This window comes from Bdellovibrio bacteriovorus (assembly GCF_001592745.1).
GTDB classification, from domain to species: domain Bacteria; phylum Bdellovibrionota; class Bdellovibrionia; order Bdellovibrionales; family Bdellovibrionaceae; genus Bdellovibrio; species Bdellovibrio bacteriovorus_B.
The window spans coordinates 1,158,754-1,176,299 of the sequence record NZ_LUKD01000001.1; the positions used below are offsets into that span (position 1 = coordinate 1,158,754).

The window sequence follows — 17,546 nt, forward strand, 5'->3', positions numbered from 1 at the left end:
AAAAGGCGTCTTATCAAGACGCCTTTTTTATTAGAACCAAGCTTCAAACTGATAACCGAAACTTGTTCCGGCCGTTTTATCTTTGAAAGCCGAATTAGATCCGCCGATGATTTCTTTATTCGAGCTCGACCACATAGAGTGGCTGACGAAAGCTCTCATCACCGGACGTCCCCAAATGGTTTTGCTAAAGGATAGCTGCGGAGCCAAAGACACTCGACTCAACTCGCGCACGCCTACAGGGTTTCCGCCTCCATCGACTTCTGATTCGTCTTTGAAACGAGAATAACCCGTTTCAAAAACCCATTGAAAGCGATCCGAGACAAAATATATCGGACGAATGCCGATCTCTTGCCATTCACGGTGATTGTTTTCATCTTTACCGTTGTCACCAATTTCCGCTGCAAAACCAAACATCACCGCCCAACGATCTGTCACGTCGTGATTCCAATCTTCCACTAAACGTAACGTCCAAGCTTTGTTCTGACTGTCGTCTGTTGAGGGCACAGCACTGCTTGCGTAGATATTTAAATCTTTCATCGCCCCTTTACCGTACAAGATAGTGGTGTTGTTATTTCCATCAAGCACAGAACCATTCAGGCGTGCTGCCAACGAATACCCGTTCGTGTCGATGTAAGACGTTGTTCCATCAGAACTTGCCTGGGCCCAAGCATAAACGCCCCACAAGTTTAAATTTTGTTCAGCGAACACTGGAATGGTTTTCCAACGAAGATCCACCGCTTGCAAAACGGGACGACCCGCCGTGGTTGCTGAAAGATCGTCATTGGCTTGAATCAAGTGAGCAATCGCGAACTTTCCGCCCGCGTCCACCGGGATATTATCGATCCCCGCGCCCACACCGCTCATGTCGGCGTAGTAGTACCAGTCAAAAATGTACAAATCGACATCACGATAGAAGCGCTTTCCGACCCAGAATTCTCCCGGAATATCGGTAAATCCACCCGCCGTGACGAAGGCTTCGATTTGACTCATGTCCCTATTTGCCGCAGCTTCCCACTGACGTGTTCCCTTGGAGTTGAACATCAAACGGACCTGCGTTCTAAAAAATACCGAGTCTTGTTCCTCAGGTTTTTTGTGGTGGAACACCATCGCAAGTTCAGAATAGAACCCGCACTCATTACCTAAGCGTAGGAAATTACCAGGGATTCCGGAATTGAAAAAACAATCTTGTTTTCCCCCTTCGAAATTCACTCCGGTTCCGCCGCGTAAGTAACCGATAAAATCCGCGTTCATGGCGAAACTCACGGACGAAGACAACATACAAATTAAGAACCACTTAATACTTTTCACCCTCACCTCTTGAAAAAGCTGAGGCTTACCCATAAAGTCTGCGCCTGACTACACATTACGCAGAGAGACTGAAGCTTTTACTTAAGGGGGATGCTTGCGCAAAAAGTCTTGGAGTTTTCTATGCTTAGTTTTCTTCTATTGCTTACCCGCAATTGCTGGCGATGCGCGCGCCAAGTGGATTGATGCAACTCAATTGAAGCTCAAACTTCCTCCAGGTTTTTATGTCAGTGCTAGCACTCAATTCTATTTTGTCGATGGCTCTTTGCCGTTAGTACAAAACACTCCCGTTCATCTTCCGGTTATTTCTGTTCAAGGGGCCTATGCTTGGCTGAGCACGGCACACATCAAAAAATCGGATATCGACAGCTTGATTAGAAAGCCGTTGAAAGTTGTGATCACCGCTAACAGTCGTACACTTCTAGATTCTACAAGCGTGCAGTATGCGGGTCTTTTGGATTCATCTTACTTTTACGAGGGCGACGATTTAGGAGCCAACTGCGAATCCAACTGTGACTTAAAGCTATGGGCACCCACCGCGCAAGACGTACGCCTTCACCTTTTCCGCTCTAGCGCGGATGAAACACCCGTTGCCATTTTCGATGGAACTCGCGTTGAACAAGGGGTGTGGCATTTTCCTCTTTCACGTAGTTACGAAAATTATTACTACCTTTACGAAGTCACCGCTTTTCAACCTTTAACAAATAAGATTGAAACCTTCCTGGTCACAGATCCATACAGCAAAAGTCTTTCAGTTAATGGCGAAAAATCACAGCTCGTAAGTCTGACTTCGTCAGACACAACTCCGAACGGATGGAATTCTTTGCAAAAGCCGGCGCTCAACTCACTGAACGACGCCGTCATTTATGAACTGCATCTGCGAGATTTCAGCGCGAATGAAACCAGCATTTCTCCGGATTATCGCGGAACGTATTTAGCATTTACTTTTGAACGCGCAGCCGGAGTTCAACATTTAAAAGAATTGTCGGATGCGGGTTTAACCCACGTTCACCTTCTGCCCTTCAATGATTTTGGCAGCGTGAATGAAAAAAAGGATGAGTGGGATAACTACCAAGGACCTAGTTCGAATCTGCAAGAGCCTCAAAGCCTTATTGGCGGGATGAGAACCTCAGACCCTTTCAACTGGGGCTATGATCCAGTTCACTATCTGACGCCCGAAGGAAGTTACGCCGTCGATGCCGATGGTGCTGCCCGTGTAAAAGAAGTTCGCGAAATGGTCGCGGCAATTAACAATCTGGGTTTGCGTGTAGTTCAAGACGTCGTTTTAAACCACACTTATCAAGGTGGCGCGGAAACTTATTCGGTCTTCGATAAAATCGTGCCTCTTTATTATTACCGTGTCGATGAAGAAGGCCGAACTTTTAAAAGCTCTTGTTGCAACGATACGGCCAGCGAACATCGTATGATGGAAAAGCTGATGATCGACAGCGTACTTCACTGGGCGCGCACTTATAAACTGGATGGCTTCCGCTTTGATTTAATGTCCTTTCATTCGCGCAGCACAATGGCTCGCATTCGCGATGCAGTTCGTAGTTTGACTTTGCAAAATGATGGTGTCGACGGATCTAAGATTCTTCTTTACGGTGAAGGCTGGAGCTTTGGCTCCTTCTTTGACTCGAACCCCAAAGAAGCAATGACAATTGAAAATTCCTACGGCACAGAGTACGGCTTCTTCAACGATCGCCTGCGTGACGCCGTTCGTGGCGGAACGACTTCGTCTGCGGAAAAATCCGATCAAGGTTTCGCTACCGGTCTTTATTTCGACTTTAACGAAGAACCTGCAAATCGAAATACGCCGATCTATCTTGAAGATCAAAGAGGCAAACTTCTTCACTTGGGTGACGTTATTAAAGTCGGCCTCGCAGGAAACATCGCCGAATTTGAATTCAAAGAACATTTAGGTCACATGATTCGCGCAAACGATCTAAGATTCCGTGGAGCTCCTGTTGCTTTTGCAAATGAGGCTTTAGAAACAATCAACTACGTGTCAGCCCATGACGGTTATGGATTGTGGGATGCCGTTCAAGCCAAGGCGCCTTTTAATAACTATAATCGCACTCCTTCTATCGCAAGCAGCGAAGAACGTCGTCGCATGCACCAGTTGGCGCTGTCTATTCCTATGCTAGGCCAGGGTTTGCCTTTCATTGAATCCGGCACCGAGTTGCTGCGCTCTAAAAATGGCGATCAAGACAGCTATGATTCCGGTGACTTTTTCAATCGCATAGACTGGAAAGGCACGACAAACTATTGGGGTGCGGGACTTCCTCCGGCATGGAAAAACCTCAACGACTGGGCTTTTTGGCAACCACGTTTGGTCGCGCCTGAAATGAAAGTTTCTGCGGCTCAGATTCAAAGAACAAAGGAATACTTCAAGGGTCTTTTGCGCGTTCGTCAAAGCAGCCCCTTATTTAAATTAAATACTTCTGAAGCCATCGCTCAGCACCTAAGTTTCATCGACAACGAAACATCGGCAGAGCCAGGCCTTATCGCGATGCTTTTGAGAAACGACCGTGAAGCTTTATTGGTTCTTTTCAATGCCTCTCGTGAAGCACGCACATTCTCGAACGCAAAACTTCGTTACAACTGGAAGCTTCATCCGCTGTTCGATGAGGCGGTCGATCCCCTTTTATCGCAAGTTGTTTTACAGCCTTCACAAAGACTGGTGCAAATTCCTGGTCGCACGACGGTGATTCTTCAACTCCTGAATAATGCTAATCGGAATTATTAATGAAGTTTGGTAAGTTCGCATTTCTTTGTCTTTTATTTTTATGCTCTTTCGCCGAGGCCGCAAAGCCAGTGCGTGTTCAGCTTTGGCATCAAATGATCTATGGCCACCGCGTGGTCTTGTCTGATGCCTTAAGAGAATTCGAAAAAGAAAACCCCGGTATCGTCGTTCAAGAAACCTATCGAGAGACTGAAGAGTTGCGTTCTAGCTATCAGGCAGCCGCGATGGGCGGCTCGGGTCCAGAACTTGTTTTCGGTCCTAGTGATCAGATCGGTCCATTTGCCACAATGAATATCATCCGTCCATTGGATGAAGTTCTTGAGCCCGATTACTTCAAACAGTTTGATCCTTTAGCCATCCCCCTTTACCGCGACAAACATTACATGATTGGTGGAGCCGTCGGTAATCATCTGATGCTCATCTACAACAAGAAATTAGTTTCTAAACCGCCGCAAAATTCGGATGAGTTGATTGCCATCGGCAAGGAACACACCAAGGATTTAAACGGCGACGGTAAAATCGATCGCTATGGTTTGGTGTTTAACTACACCGAGCCCTTTTTCTTTGCGCCGTTTATTCCCGCTTTCGGCGAAGCCTTCATGACGGACGATGCAAAACCGAACCTGAATACTCCGGCTTTGCGTAAGACATTTGAATTCATTCTACAACTTCGCGATAAACATAAAATCATTCCTAAGGAGTGTGATTACGAAACAGCGAACGCCTTATTTAAACAAGGCAAGGCCGCTATGCTTATTAACGGCGACTGGTCTTGGGGTGATTATAAAGATGCCGGAATGGATTTCGGTATCGCTCGCATCCCCATGATTTCAGAAACCAAGAAATGGCCAAGTCCGTTAGTGGGAACGGCAGGTTACTCTTTGAACGTGAATATGCAAACTCGCGAACACGAAGAGGCCGCGCTAAAGCTTCTTCGCTACCTAACTTCAGAGCGAGTGCAATTGATGTTCATGGAGCGTGTGGGAGTTCTTCCCTCCAACCTAAGTCTTCGTGACAATCCGGCCGTGAAAAATAATCCGCTTCTTGAAGTGTCTTCAGAGATCATGGAAGTCGGAACGCCGATGCCCGTGGTTCCCGAAATTCGTGGCGTGTGGGACAGTTTACGTATCCAGTACCAAAAACTTTTGGCGAACTCACTGACTCCGGATCAAGCTGCTGAAGGGGCACAAAAGCTTGCTGAAGCGCAGATCACGGATATGAACGAGATCTTGCAGCCCGATGCTTCTGCGTTTGTTATTAAAGCGATCATCGCTATTCTGGTTTTGGCTCTTGCTTGGATGTCGCGTAAGTCCTTTGTGGGATTCTTTCAAGGCTTTAAAGGCCCGCAAAGATTCGTTTACTACATGATGCTTCCGGCGTTCGTAGGAATTTTTGCCGTTATCATCTATCCGTTCTTCTATAACATCGCGATTTCTTTTTCGAACTTCAGTCTTCGCACCTTTCAAGATTGGTCGATCGTAGGAATCCAACACTACGTGAGTGCGTTGAGCGATCCCAAGTTCTATTCTCTCTTCTTAAAAACTATTATCTGGACCGTCGTGAATGTCTTCTTCCACGTCACGATTGGGGTTTTCTTAGCAGTTATTATCAATCAAGTGATGCCCGCAAAAGGTTTCTGGAGAACTTTGTTCATCATTCCTTGGGCGGTTCCTCAATACATCACAGCTCTCACGTGGCGCGGAATGTTTAATCAAGAGTACGGGCCGATCAATCAGTTTCTGCAACAGTTCTTGCATCTGTCTCCAGTCCAGTGGTTAAGCCAACCTTTCACGGCCTTCACCGCGTGTATCATCACAAATGTGTGGTTGGGATTCCCATTCATGATGATCGTCGCACTCGGAGGATTGCAGTCCATTCCACACTCTCTTTATGAAGCCGCATACTTAGATAAAGCCAATGCATGGCAAAGATTCCGCCACATCACTCTTCCGCTATTGATGCCTGTGATGGTGCCCGCGGCTTTATTGGGTTCTATCTGGACATTTAATAATTTGAATATAGTTTGGCTTGTCAGCAATGCGGGCGAACCCGGAGATCAAACTCATATCCTGGTCAGTTATGTTTATAAAGCGGCATTCAATCTGTATCGCTACGGATATGCGGCCGCTGTCTCGGTTCTTATTTTCTTAATTCTTGCTGTATGGAGCTTGGGCTCTTTAGTTGGGCAATACAGAAAGGAGACCAAGTGATTAAAAAAACGTTGGCTTGGTTTAGCATTCTTATTTTCGCGATGTTTTCAGTCTATCCGATTCTTTACGTGCTTTCAGTTTCTTTACGTGGCGATAACGCTTTCCAATCTCAGTCTTTGGAAATCATCACCTCGACCTCCACGTTGAAAAACTTTGTGGATCTTTTCACGAAAACTGATTTCCTACTGTGGATGCGCAATTCTTTGCTGGTTGCAACGATGACGACCCTTTTGGGTGTGGCCTTTGCTTCTACCAGCGCCTATGCGCTTTCGCGCTACCGCTTCCGCGGTCGCAACATGATGCTTTTTTCGTTGCTGGCAACCCAAATGTTCCCTGCAACAATGCTTATTCTTCCTTTCTATATCATTCTTTCAAAACTGCGTTTGATCGATAGTTTTTGGGGACTTTTCCTTATCTATTCCTCAACGGCTCTTCCTTTCTGCGTGTGGCAGATGAAGGCTTACTACGACACAGTTCCTAAAGAACTTGAAGAGGCGGCTTTGCTCGACGGCTGCTCGCGCTGGATGACTTTTTATAAAATCATTCTGCCCGTCTCTTCACCGGCTTTAGTGATCACAGCTCTATTTAGTTTTTTAAGCAGTTGGAGTGAATACGTGATTGCGGCCGTGGTCCTGCAAGATCCACATCTTTATACACTGCCATTGGGGCTTCGCTCTTTCCAAGCGAGCATGGCCACACAGTGGGGTCTTTATGCGGCAGGAGCTTTGATCGTCAGTGTTCCGGTTTTGATTTTGTTCATTAGTATCTCCCGTTATTTGGTTTCTGGTTTAACTATGGGTAGCGTGAAGGGTTGATTATGGCATCTATTGAATTTTCTAAAGCCTCTAAAAGCTTTGGTGCTTCACAAATTCTTAAAAACATTGATTTGGAAATCACCAGCGGTGAATTCTTGGTTCTTGTCGGGCCTTCCGGTTGCGGAAAGTCCACTTTGCTTAGAACGCTTGCGGGTCTTGAAAAGTTAGATGGCGGCGATATCAAAGTAAACGGCAAATCCATCGCAAAACACGAACCTCAGGATCGTGACATCGCCATGGTATTTCAGAACTACGCTCTTTATCCGCACATGAATGTCGCAGAAAACATGGGCTTTGCTTTGAAACTGCAAAAAAAATCCAAAGACGAAATCAGCAAGCGCGTGCACCAAATTGCAGAGCTTCTGCAAATCTCTCACTTACTGGAACGCAAACCTAAAGAGCTTTCTGGCGGTCAACGTCAGCGCGTGGCTTTGGGTCGTGCATTAGCTCGCCAAACATCCATTGTTCTTTTTGACGAGCCTCTTTCAAACTTGGATGCTCACTTGCGCAGTCAGATGCGCGTAGAAATCAAACGTCTTCACCAAAGTTTGAAATCAACCATGATTTACGTCACCCACGACCAGATGGAAGCAACAACCATGGGGGACCGTATCGCCGTTCTTAAAGACGGGATCGTGGAACAAGTTGGAACTCCTACCCAGATTTACCACCAACCGAAGAATCTTTTCATCGCCGGGTTTATTGGTTCTCCTGAGATGAACTTCATTCAGGGTTCATTGTTGAAAAAACTTCCTTGGAAAGAAGTCCAAGATGGCGACATTTTGGGTGTGCGCCCCGAAGCCTTTAAGATTTCCAACGGAAACTTGGAAAGCAATGAATTAGAGCTGGGAAGCTACCAAATCGAGCTTTCTGAAAATTTGGGAGGCCAACAGATGCTTCATGGCTCGTTAGAGGGCCAAAGTGTCAGAATTCTTGTGGATTCTTCTTATAATTTTTCTAAAGATGAAAAGGTTCGTTTAAAGATCGACCTGACAAAGTCCCACCTCTTTGATAAAAAAACGGGACTGAATAAGCGACTTTAAGGAGACTGCATGTCTTTGAGCCTTTGGGCACGCCTTCTTTGTTTTACCCTCTTTGTGACAGGCCTGCAGGTGCATGCAGCTCCGCGCACTGTCTTCATACAACTTTTTGAGTGGTCTTGGGCTGATGTCGCCAATGAGTGCGAAAATTACCTGGGACCCGCGGGTTTTTCTGCGGTTCAAGTTTCTCCCCCGCATGAACATATCATGTGGGAAAACACGCCTTGGTGGGAACGTTATCAGGTCGCAAGTTACAACTTAAATTCTCGAAGTGGCAATGAGGCTGAATTTGCAGACATGGTTCGCCGCTGCCAGTCCGTGGGCGTTGATGTTTACGCAGATGCGGTCATTAACCACACAACAGGCATTCCTGGTGGTGTTGGTTTCGGGGGAACAGCATTTACCCATTACGATTACCCAGGCCTTTATTCGCACAAAGACTTTCATCACTGTGGCCGTAACGGCAACGACAACATTGTGGATTATTCTGACCGTTACGAGATTCAAAATTGCGAACTTGTAGATCTCGCCGATCTTGCAACAGAAACAGAGTACGTGCGCAACCGCTTGGCCGCTTACCTGAATAAGCTTTTAGACTTGGGTGTTGCGGGTTTTCGCATTGACGCCGCAAAACACATTCCTGCGCAAGATTTAGCAGCCATTTATTCCCGCTTAAAACGTTCGGCTTATATTTACCATGAAGTTATTTACGATCCTCAAGGTCCTATCCAATACAGCGAATATCTTCCCTACGGCGACGTGATGGCTTATGACTATCCCCGCGTACTTGCCGGGGGATTGCGCTTTAAAGATGCGGAACGTTTGCATCGTATCGCCGAAGGTTTTCCTGACAGCAAAGACTCTATCGTCTTCACAACAAATCATGATCTTGAACGTCACGATGCAAGCTCGGTACTAAGCTACAACAGTGCTGAACAACGTCTTTACCGTTTGGGCCAAGTCTTCATGCTGGCGTGGCCGTATGGATACCCTCAGCTGTTTTCGGGATTTAAATTTGAAAACTTTGATCAAGGTCCTCCTCTGACTTCTGAAATGAAGTCTCATCCCGTCTTTGATCAAAATGGTCAATGTGTCGCCCCTTGGACGTGTGAACATCGTCTGCCTGAAGTTGCGGCGATGGTGGACTTCAGAAATCAAACGGACAAAGCCTTTTATATTTCCAATTGGTGGTCCAACGGCAAAGACCAGCTGTCCTTCAGCCGCGGCGGCTTTGGATTTGTCGCAATGAATTTTTCCGATGCAGAAATGCAACGTGATTTTGCCACGTCGCTGACTCCGGGTGCCTACTGCAACATCGTCAGCTCTGATTATAATCCTCGCACGAAGACCTGCACTGAATCATGGACCGTCACCAGTCGTGGTTACGTTCACGGAAAAATTCCAGCGATGTCAGCAGTCGTGCTTTTAAAAACTTCTCCATTTAAAACCAGAAAAAAGTAAATCCATGAAAAAGACTTACACTATCGGCTTTGATCTTGGTGGTACAAAATTAGCAGCGGCACTTTTAGATAATAACGGCACTATGCTGGACTTTATTAAAGTGCCGGTGGATATGAAACGCGAGAAATCCGCACTACAGACGCAAAAGCGGGTGATTGGCTTGATGGCAGATATTGCCATGGATTTCAAAAAACGTTTTCCAAAAGAAACAACGGGGAAACATTTTCTAGGTATCGGACTTGCTAGCGCCGGACCATTGAATGCCGAAGAGGGCAAGCTGATTCACCCGATGAATTATCCAGGCTGGAAGATTGTTCCGATTCGTGATCTTGTTGCAAAAGAAATCAATGCTCGTGGTTTTAAAACAAAAGTGCATTTCCAACATGACGGCACAGCTGCGGCGTTGGCAGAAGGTTGGGTTGGTGGCGGTAAAGGCATGCGTTCTTACGCGGTCGTTACGGTAGGAACTGGGGTGGGTTCGGGAGTGATCTTCAATGGATTTCCCGCACAAAGCCGCGGCATGGGCTCTGAATACGGGCATACAATTGTAGATTTTAAAAAACTTCAAGAGACTCCCGATAAACTTCATCACTGCACGGTAGAAGGAGTGGCTTCGGGCACGGGCCTTCTTCGTCGCGCAAAAGAGTTGGGTTTCAGCGGAAATTCCGTCGAAGAACTTGTAGAATCTAAAGACGCCAAGTACCAGACGCTTTTTAAAGAGATGGGTTGGGCTTTGGCCTGTCTGTGTTATGACCTTTCAATTGGCTATAACTTAGAAAGAATTTTCTTAAGTGGCGGACTTATCAAGATTAAGAATCTTTATTTCAACGATCTTAAATCTCACTATAAAAAAATGATTCACCAAATGAATCCTATGTTTGAGTGCAAGATTGAAATCGCGAAAACCAAAAACCACGCCGGAGTTCTAGGCGCTGGCTACCTTCCATATCTAGCTCTTAAGAAATAAGTCCCTAGGTCGTGATGTCATTTACGGCCTAGCCTTGCGATGGCCGTAAAACTCTCGCACACTTTGCTCAAGCACTCTTGCGGGAGGTGGTCGTGGATTTACATCCTCACACGGGCGAAGAATCCCAGATTCGCATTTTGTATCACAACCTTTTAAGTGCATGGAATAAGCGCAGTGCCGCCGACATGGCTCATCTGTTTTCTGAAGATGCGAACATGATCGGCTTTGATGGCAGTCACCTTATGGGACAAGAAGAAATCGGAAAGCATCTGGCAACGATTTTTTTTCATCATCCGACGGGGTCCTTTGTGAACATTGTACGCAATGTGCGTTTTATCGCTCCAGAAGTCGCTGTATTGAATGCAGTAGCAGGTATGATTCCACCTGGGAAGACGGACATCTTGCCAGAGCTGACGGCCATACAAACGCTTGTCAGCGTGAAAGATGATGATCACTGGCGAATATCGATATTTCAAAATACTCCGGCCGCCTTCCATGGTCGGCCTGAAGAAATTGACAAGTTAGCTTTAGAATTAAGACGCGAGATGCGTGAATCCTTTCGCGCCGAAAAAAGTGCTCAAGGATTTTAGAAAAAAATAAGGAGGCCCCACGACAGGGCCCCCATGCAGGGACTGGAAAAGGATTACACTGATTTCTATAAGCAGGATTGGTGCCAAACTTCTATTCTTACGTATTGAACGTGAAGGAAATCGCACTCCCTTTTCTCCTCATTTGCGGGTGATTTTGCCCCATGGATTCTTTGTCAATTTGCGGACTCGAGGAACTTTGGAAATTCCTGCACCAAAGTGTCCATCAACGCCCGCACTCGTCGAGACATATAGCGGTTCGATGGGGTCACGATGTAAGCGTCGTGTCCGCTTTCAAGCCGATCGTTGAGTACAACTTCCACAACGTCTTTTTTCCTCAACAAGTCTGCCACGTCCCAGTGAGATCGCACCGCAATCCCCGCCCCCAGTTTCATAAGTTCAGTTAGAAATAATCCATTGTTCGAATGAGTCGTTGGTTCTTTGCTAACCTCGCCTAAACTGAGTCCCGATTTTACAAACTTTCTTTGGCGATGAATGGAAAGAAAGAGCAGACGATGTTTCACAAGATCTTTCACCGTTTTGGGAGTCCCGTGTTTTTTTAAGTACGAGGGTGAGGCAATGATCTTTAAATAATTGGGGCCCAGACGACGGGCTATTAAAGAAGAATCTTCAAGCGTTGAAAAGCGAATCGCCAAATCAAAACCCGATTCCACAAGTTTTTCGAGTTTATCGCTGAAATGCACACTGACTTCCACTTTCGGGTGATTTTTGGAAAAATCCGCAAGGATTTTCGCAACCGGCCCTTGCGCCAAGGTTAAAGGCAGCGTCAGGCGCACGGGGCCTTTCAACTCATTCGTGTCGGCAAATTGTTCTTCAACTTCTTTAATATCCCCTAAAATTCTTTGTGCTTGTGGAACTAAAATTTTTCCTTCTTCCGTAAGATTCACCGCGCGCGTGCTTCGTTGAAAAAGACGCAAGCCTAATACTTCTTCTAATCTTGCGATTCGTTTACTAAGAACAGAGACAGGGACAGAAAGGGTTTTGGCCGCTTGAGAGAAACTTTTAAGCTCTGCCACCTGCAAAAAAGCAACGAGGTCTTCTAAATTCTGAATTTTCATATTTTCCATAATAGAAAAAATGTTTCTCTGATTCAATGTATTATCAGCGAATCAGAAATAGCGTAGATTTAGATAGAATTTAAATCGGAGACCTAATGAAGAAAAAACGTTTAGCTTTAATCACGGGTTCGACAGCCGGTATCGGTTTTGCCATTGCCGAAAAAATGCTTCAGCAAGGCTTTGATGTCATTATCAACGGTCGCAGCGAAGCTCGAGTCAACCACGCAATAAATCAGTTGATCGAAAACGGAGCGACTAAGAACGCTTTGCAAGGTGTCGCAGCCGACTTAACTACTATAGAGGGCATTAACACAGTCACCGACCTTTTTGCGGATGTGGATGTTCTTGTGAATAACTTCGGAATCTTTGAGCCCAAAGATTTTGTCGATATCACTGACGAGGACTGGAACAAAATGTGGAACGCCAACTTTCTTTCAGGGGCGCGTTTATCACGACATTACTTTCCTCGCATGTTGAAAAAGAATTATGGTCGCATCATCTTTATTTCCAGTGAGTCGGCACTGCAAATCCCTCTTGAGATGATTCACTATGGAGTTTCAAAGACGGCGCAGCTTTCTTTGGCTAGAGGTTTAGCAGAAGCCGCAGCTCAAACAAACGTCACGGTAAATTCGGTGCTGGTCGGCCCCACGAAATCTGAGGGCGTTGGTACTTTCCTTAAACAGCTTGCAGAAAAAGCGCAAATGTCAGAAGAAGAAATCGAAAAAGATTTCTTTAAAAATGCGCGTCCGACAAGTCTTTTAAAACGTTTTATTCGACCTGAAGAGATAGGATCTTTCGTGAGCTATTTGAGTAGCGAAGAAGCTTCTGCAATTACCGGGTCTGCGCTTCGCGTTGATGGTGGTTTGTTAAAAACAATCGTTTAAGAATATTTCGGACTCATCACCCGAGGAGAAATAATGATCTTTGACCTGACTGTTCCCCAATTTATAAAGATGCTTCGTAACTTAGATGGCTTCTTAGATAAAGCATCTCATTATGCTGATACTAAAAAGTTTTCTACCGATGTTTTAGTTCAATCTCGCTTGGCTCCGGATCAATTTCCCTTGGCTCGCCAGATCCAAATCGCCTGTGACACAGCAAAGCTTTGTGGATTTCGACTGACGGGCAAAACAGCCCCTTCGAACGAAGATACTGAAAAGACTTTTCCGGAATTGAAGGCCCGCATTGCAAGCACCATTGGTTATTTGGAAGGCTTGACTTTGAAAGACTATACGGAAGCTTCCGCAAAACAAGTGACTCAGCCCCGTTGGGAAGGAAAATGGATGAAAGGTGATGACTACGTCATTCATCACGCTATTCCGAATTTCTATTTCCATGTGACGACGGCTTACGCAATATTACGTCATAACGGAGTGGACGTAGGCAAGAACGACTACCTTGGAAAATTACCCTTTAATCACTGATTGAAATTAAAAACCCCTTAAGAGATTAAGGGGTTTCTTCTTTTGCGAGCTGAAATTTTTCGAAGCGATGAAGTTCTTCTTCTATACGCTCCTTATTTTTCTTAGATTTGTGTTTTCCTAACCAAGTCCACTTTTGCACCAAAAGTTCTTTGTTCGCCCGGTCTGTTTTTAGGTCCAAAGCCGCGACAATCTCATCGTCTAACAGAACCGGTAAAGCAAAGTATCCGAAGACGCGTTTTTCTTTAGGAATGTAGGCCTCGAAACGATGCTCATAATCAAAAATAGCTTGCAGCCTTTTTCTCTGAATAATCAATGGGTCAAATGGCGATAGAATATGCGTGATTGGCTGCAACTCAAGTTTCATATCTAGATCTTCCGGACGAATCCATAGCTGATATTTTGAAATACCATCTATTTCGATCTCTAGAAGTTCCTTTTTTCGGACCCTTTGATCTATCAAACGACGAATCTCTGGTTTGCGACTAGGGTACAGGTGGCAGACCGAATCTAATGTGACGAACGATTGCGAACGCAGTGCCCGATCCAAAAGATAGTTATACACTTCTTTTGTTGAAGCCGGTTTTGGCTTTTTCTTCCAACCAAAATGCCGATCCAAAAGTTCATATTTTTTTAGCATCCCCAATCGCTCGGACACCGTTAAAAGGCCTCCATTGAACGCCAGTTGCAGGGCTTTTTTGGAAGGTTTACGGCTAACCCAGGGATGATCTTTTTCAACTAAGACGTCATCTTCAATATCACGAATAGAAATGGCACCGTCTTTTTTAATCAACTTAAGGACTTTTTGCAGATCCTCTTTCTTAACGCTCTTGTACCAGTTCGAGGGCTCAAGCCGGCGCCTTTTCATGTCATTCATGAAATAGCGAAAGTCTTTCGTCGGCACGTAGGCCAGTGCATGGGTCCAATACTCAAATACAGACTTTTCTGTCGTCTGAGCTGTATGGAGATCCTGTCTTCGATATTTCGGAATGCGTGAATACAAAATATGGTGATGACAACGCTCGATCACGTGAATGGTATCGATTTGCACATAACCCAGATGATCAACAGCCGCACTTGTCGCTTTCGGGCCGGCTCCAAAAGGCGCCGAAACATCCAGTCTTTGTGCGTGAATCCACAAGCGGCGGGCTTGCGCTTTTGTTAACTTCATTTTGGCAAAAGCCTTTTTGATTCAAGTTGCACAGGAATGCCAGTGCCACTCCACTTTGTAGTTTGATAACGCCCTTGCAAGACCTTTTCTGACTGAATATCTACATCGATCAAACCGTTGAATTTAGCTTTGGCCGCCAAAAAAGCCAGCCTTAACAGAGTCTCTTCACGGTCCGGACAGTCTTTGACTTTGAAAGGTTTCTCTTTGCGCTTTAAAAGTCGAGTTTCTTTCGTCTGCGTCTTAAAGAAAACCGCCACGTTCTTCGCTTCTTCCATTGTTTCATTGTAGTCCACCAACTGTGGCGCCACGTGATTATCGTAACAAGCTCTGCAATAAGTGCTGTGAGACAACTCTTCTGGAAGATTCTGCAAAAAAGAGAAGGTTTCTTTCTCTAAAAACTGCGCACAGTTCTTACAGACGGCGCTTTTGCAGTGACCGCATTCAAGGGTGGCTTTCGGTTTTTGACAGGAACAGCAGACATTATTTTCCATATACTTAAGACATCTAACATAGATTTCTGACAAATACAGCCTCCCGACTTCGGTGCGCAAATGTTTCTTCAGAACCAGAAATCGGGCCCTGCAGAAGGCTTAAATCTCACGAATTGCATGTCAGGCGTCTTAAGACGGCCCTCCCGTGTTGTACCGGAGCAGTAACATTGAACTCGGAACTATCAACAACACAAACACAGGAGGTGTTTATGAAAACAGGGCTGAAGATAACAACCTTCGTTTTCTCACTACTTTTTGGCATAAATTTCCAAGCCAACGCACAAACTGCAGAAGACGAACGCATTCCCAACATGATTGAGGAACTCGACCCTTTCGATCCGAACATCGAAGAGACCTTAGAGTACTACGATAAAATTTATGAAGAAGAAACTGGTAAACCTGCGCATCTTCCCGATGCCTTTATTAACGACATTATTGGTTTAGATACCTGTCGAAGAGCAAACTGCGCCGTCTGGGCACAAGTTGTAAAAGATACTCAGAGAATGTACTTGTATGTAAATGGAAGCCTGAGAGGTTCTTGGGCTGTTTCTACTGGAGTTAGTGGACATGGAACACCCAATTTCGACAAACATCCAGATGGACGTATCTATGACAGATACACCTCTAGCAAATTCCCTGGAGGAGACTATAATGGGTTAGGTAATATGCCTTATGCCGTATTTATTCGAGGTGGTTTTGCCCTCCATGGGACTCCACGATCGAATTGGCCTAAGCTAGGAACCCGGGCATCGCACGGATGTATCCGCATGCATCCCGACAACGCATATACGTTCAATCGCCTGGTGCGAGCGAACGGAGTACGCAATGTATGGATTACCGTGCAGTGATCTAGGTTTTTTCAGTGGAATATCCCCGATAGTCTCGGGGATATTCTTTTTTTTTACTTCTGACAATATTGTTCTACAGAGAATTTAAATTCTTTCCCCGCCTTCTGACATTTCGGTTTCATATCACCTAGCTGTCTGGCATCTGCCATCGTAGAAAGCTTGTTAAAAGAATCCGCATCAGTTTCACGCACTAAGACCGTGATGTATTTTCCGTCGTCAGATAATTTTGCCGACTGCGGTTTCACATCACAGACTGATTCTGAATCCGCCACTTGCACTTTTTGCCAGTTCGGAGCTGCGGCTCCGCAGCTGACTTTGAGTTCCACGGCGTAAGGTCTTCCTAATTTTTCTTCTACGATGCGAGAAGAAACCAATGCCTGACCTTTTCCGTTCGGTAAAGTGACAGTTTTTTCACCGACAACATCGTTCGCTGCGAAGGCATTTGCTGAAAGGATGAATGTCGAAAGAGCTAATAAGTTCTTAAAGTTTTTCATAGTTACCCCGCACACAATGGGAATGAAAGATGGATATGGTCATTGTGAAGATCGTTACCGCCTAAAGCCGATCCTGGAATTCCAATGGACCCTGCGTATTCACGTTGACCTGGTCTGCACTTCGTAGGCATCGTGTCTTTCCAGCACTGACGGAAGGCATTGTAAAACGTCTTCGTTGTCCCTTTAAAGTCACGAACATGCGTGCTTACTGAAGTCACACCACCCGTTCTATCGTAAATAAGAAACTTCACAATGTCGATGGCGCGCGCATAAGCATGCATACTTAAACTCGAAGAGTTTCTGGCATTTCGATTCACATAAGTTCCCCAGTGACGAATGAAAACTCTTTCAGGTTGCGGATAGTTGGCTGCTAACGCCGCCGTTTCCACACAGCCAAAAAAATGTTTATTCAAATGAGTCGCATAGTTAGGATGAATAGTTCCGTTACCGCATTTTGTATCGCTGTCATAACCGCCGCGAACAATCGCTGCCGAATCACAACCATTCCAAGTTTTACCTGGACCATAAGCAAGCTGTGTCGTTCCTGGTTTAAAAGAAAAATACAATCCGTTGATTGGAGGTTCTGTCGGAGTTGTGACCGTGCCAGAGCCCGTATCACCACCATCTGGAATTGTTGGTGAGGTGCCTTGTGTGGTGTCGTCGGGCTCTCCTGATGCCCATTCACCATCTCCTGAAGCCTGCGCACATCCTAGACCTAGAAGTGCGGAAGAGATTAATAAAATTGAAAGACCGCCTTTAATTTTGTTTGTCAGTGTCTTGTGTTTTTGCATTGGTTAAGTCTTAAGTGACAGCCTTGTAACTTAAAACCCCAATGGCCTAGCTCTGGACCATATATAGACAAAGGACTCCCGGGAAACCCGCTGTAGGAGCTATTCTCACGTCACTATACG

16 protein-coding genes are annotated in these 17,546 nt (G+C 45.5%); 10 read left to right on the forward strand and 6 right to left on the reverse strand.

Going from position 1 to position 17,546, the window contains the following annotated elements; genetic code table 11:
- Positions 1 to 30: 30 nt before the first annotated feature.
- A complete protein-coding gene (locus AZI87_RS05495) occupies positions 31 to 1,308 on the reverse strand; it encodes a carbohydrate porin (RefSeq protein WP_253696497.1) in 1,278 nt (425 codons plus the stop codon).
- A gap of 94 nt (positions 1,309 to 1,402) precedes the next feature.
- Between AZI87_RS05495 and AZI87_RS05500 the strand changes: the two genes are divergently transcribed.
- From AZI87_RS05500 to AZI87_RS05530, 7 genes are all read left to right on the forward strand, one after another.
- Positions 1,403 to 4,054, forward strand: a complete 2,652-nt coding sequence (locus tag AZI87_RS05500) for an alpha-1,6-glucosidase domain-containing protein (RefSeq protein WP_081112138.1) — start codon at positions 1,403 to 1,405, stop codon at positions 4,052 to 4,054.
- Positions 4,054 to 6,261 carry an extracellular solute-binding protein gene (locus tag AZI87_RS05505; RefSeq protein WP_063205383.1) on the forward strand — a complete coding sequence of 736 codons (2,208 nt, stop codon included), beginning with the start codon at positions 4,054 to 4,056 and terminating at the stop codon, positions 6,259 to 6,261. Before AZI87_RS05500 ends, AZI87_RS05505 begins: the two co-directional genes overlap by 1 nt.
- Positions 6,258 to 7,076 carry a sugar ABC transporter permease gene (locus AZI87_RS05510; protein ID WP_063205384.1) on the forward strand — a complete coding sequence of 273 codons (819 nt, stop codon included), beginning with the start codon at positions 6,258 to 6,260 and terminating at the stop codon, positions 7,074 to 7,076. The genes AZI87_RS05505 and AZI87_RS05510 overlap by 4 nt, the downstream gene beginning before the upstream one ends.
- Before the next feature lie 2 nt (positions 7,077 to 7,078).
- Positions 7,079 to 8,119 (forward strand): ABC transporter ATP-binding protein, encoded by a 1,041-nt coding sequence (locus AZI87_RS05515; protein WP_063205385.1) that lies wholly within the window; start codon positions 7,079 to 7,081, stop codon positions 8,117 to 8,119.
- Between the two features lie 9 nt (positions 8,120 to 8,128).
- The gene (locus tag AZI87_RS05520; RefSeq protein ID WP_063205386.1) at positions 8,129 to 9,577 is read left to right on the forward strand and encodes an alpha-amylase; all 1,449 of its coding nucleotides are present in this window, start codon (positions 8,129 to 8,131) and stop codon (positions 9,575 to 9,577) included.
- A 4-nt stretch (positions 9,578 to 9,581) separates the two neighbouring features.
- Positions 9,582 to 10,544, forward strand: coding sequence for an ROK family protein (locus AZI87_RS05525; protein ID WP_063205387.1), 963 nt, complete (start codon positions 9,582 to 9,584; stop codon positions 10,542 to 10,544).
- A gap of 92 nt (positions 10,545 to 10,636) precedes the next feature.
- Positions 10,637 to 11,134 carry an SgcJ/EcaC family oxidoreductase gene (locus tag AZI87_RS05530; RefSeq protein ID WP_081112139.1) on the forward strand — a complete coding sequence of 166 codons (498 nt, stop codon included), beginning with the start codon at positions 10,637 to 10,639 and terminating at the stop codon, positions 11,132 to 11,134.
- 173 nt (positions 11,135 to 11,307) lie between these two features.
- On the opposite strand, the gene AZI87_RS05535 is transcribed toward AZI87_RS05530, so the two are convergent.
- A complete protein-coding gene (locus AZI87_RS05535) occupies positions 11,308 to 12,210 on the reverse strand; it encodes a LysR family transcriptional regulator (protein ID WP_172795503.1) in 903 nt (300 codons plus the stop codon).
- 95 nt (positions 12,211 to 12,305) lie between these two features.
- Here AZI87_RS05535 and AZI87_RS05540 point away from each other — a divergent pair, with 95 nt between their 5' ends.
- Positions 12,306 to 13,094, forward strand: a complete 789-nt coding sequence (locus tag AZI87_RS05540; RefSeq protein ID WP_063205390.1) for an SDR family NAD(P)-dependent oxidoreductase — start codon at positions 12,306 to 12,308, stop codon at positions 13,092 to 13,094.
- A gap of 33 nt (positions 13,095 to 13,127) precedes the next feature.
- Positions 13,128 to 13,634: a DUF1993 domain-containing protein gene (locus AZI87_RS05545; protein ID WP_063205391.1), complete on the forward strand. Its 507-nt coding sequence runs from the start codon at positions 13,128 to 13,130 to the stop codon at positions 13,632 to 13,634.
- Positions 13,635 to 13,659: 25 nt separating this feature from the next.
- Here AZI87_RS05545 and AZI87_RS05550 read toward each other — a convergent pair whose 3' ends face one another.
- A complete protein-coding gene (locus AZI87_RS05550; protein WP_063205392.1) occupies positions 13,660 to 14,802 on the reverse strand; it encodes a winged helix-turn-helix domain-containing protein in 1,143 nt (380 codons plus the stop codon).
- Positions 14,799 to 15,293 (reverse strand): hypothetical protein, encoded by a 495-nt coding sequence (locus AZI87_RS05555; protein ID WP_063205393.1) that lies wholly within the window; start codon positions 15,291 to 15,293, stop codon positions 14,799 to 14,801. The genes AZI87_RS05550 and AZI87_RS05555 overlap by 4 nt, the downstream gene beginning before the upstream one ends.
- 209 nt (positions 15,294 to 15,502) lie before the next feature.
- Between AZI87_RS05555 and AZI87_RS05560 the strand changes: the two genes are divergently transcribed.
- Complete coding sequence (locus tag AZI87_RS05560; RefSeq protein ID WP_063205394.1) at positions 15,503 to 16,141, forward strand: L,D-transpeptidase; 639 nt, start codon at positions 15,503 to 15,505, stop codon at positions 16,139 to 16,141.
- Between the two features lie 53 nt (positions 16,142 to 16,194).
- Here AZI87_RS05560 and AZI87_RS05565 read toward each other — a convergent pair whose 3' ends face one another.
- Together AZI87_RS05565 and AZI87_RS05570 are read right to left on the reverse strand one after the other, a co-directional pair.
- A complete protein-coding gene (locus tag AZI87_RS05565) occupies positions 16,195 to 16,635 on the reverse strand; it encodes a hypothetical protein (RefSeq protein WP_063205395.1) in 441 nt (146 codons plus the stop codon).
- A 2-nt stretch (positions 16,636 to 16,637) separates the two neighbouring features.
- Positions 16,638 to 17,426 (reverse strand): hypothetical protein, encoded by a 789-nt coding sequence (locus tag AZI87_RS05570; RefSeq protein WP_063205396.1) that lies wholly within the window; start codon positions 17,424 to 17,426, stop codon positions 16,638 to 16,640.
- Positions 17,427 to 17,546: the final 120 nt, after the last annotated feature.

Coding starts and splice junctions, on each gene's coding strand:
- AZI87_RS05525 (WP_063205387.1), top strand. CDS start 9,582: ATGAAAAAGACTTACACTATCGGCTTTGATCTTGGTGGTACAAAATTA.
- AZI87_RS05555 (WP_063205393.1), bottom strand. CDS start 15,293: ATGGAAAATAATGTCTGCTGTTCCTGTCAAAAACCGAAAGCCACCCTT.
- AZI87_RS05560 (WP_063205394.1), top strand. CDS start 15,503: ATGAAAACAGGGCTGAAGATAACAACCTTCGTTTTCTCACTACTTTTT.
- AZI87_RS05520 (WP_063205386.1), top strand. CDS start 8,129: ATGTCTTTGAGCCTTTGGGCACGCCTTCTTTGTTTTACCCTCTTTGTG.
- AZI87_RS05515 (WP_063205385.1), top strand. CDS start 7,079: ATGGCATCTATTGAATTTTCTAAAGCCTCTAAAAGCTTTGGTGCTTCA.
- AZI87_RS05505 (WP_063205383.1), top strand. CDS start 4,054: ATGAAGTTTGGTAAGTTCGCATTTCTTTGTCTTTTATTTTTATGCTCT.
- AZI87_RS05545 (WP_063205391.1), top strand. CDS start 13,128: ATGATCTTTGACCTGACTGTTCCCCAATTTATAAAGATGCTTCGTAAC.
- AZI87_RS05540 (WP_063205390.1), top strand. CDS start 12,306: ATGAAGAAAAAACGTTTAGCTTTAATCACGGGTTCGACAGCCGGTATC.
- AZI87_RS05565 (WP_063205395.1), bottom strand. CDS start 16,635: ATGAAAAACTTTAAGAACTTATTAGCTCTTTCGACATTCATCCTTTCA.
- AZI87_RS05550 (WP_063205392.1), bottom strand. CDS start 14,802: ATGAAGTTAACAAAAGCGCAAGCCCGCCGCTTGTGGATTCACGCACAA.
- AZI87_RS05570 (WP_063205396.1), bottom strand. CDS start 17,426: ATGCAAAAACACAAGACACTGACAAACAAAATTAAAGGCGGTCTTTCA.
- AZI87_RS05535 (WP_172795503.1), bottom strand. CDS start 12,210: ATGAAAATTCAGAATTTAGAAGACCTCGTTGCTTTTTTGCAGGTGGCA.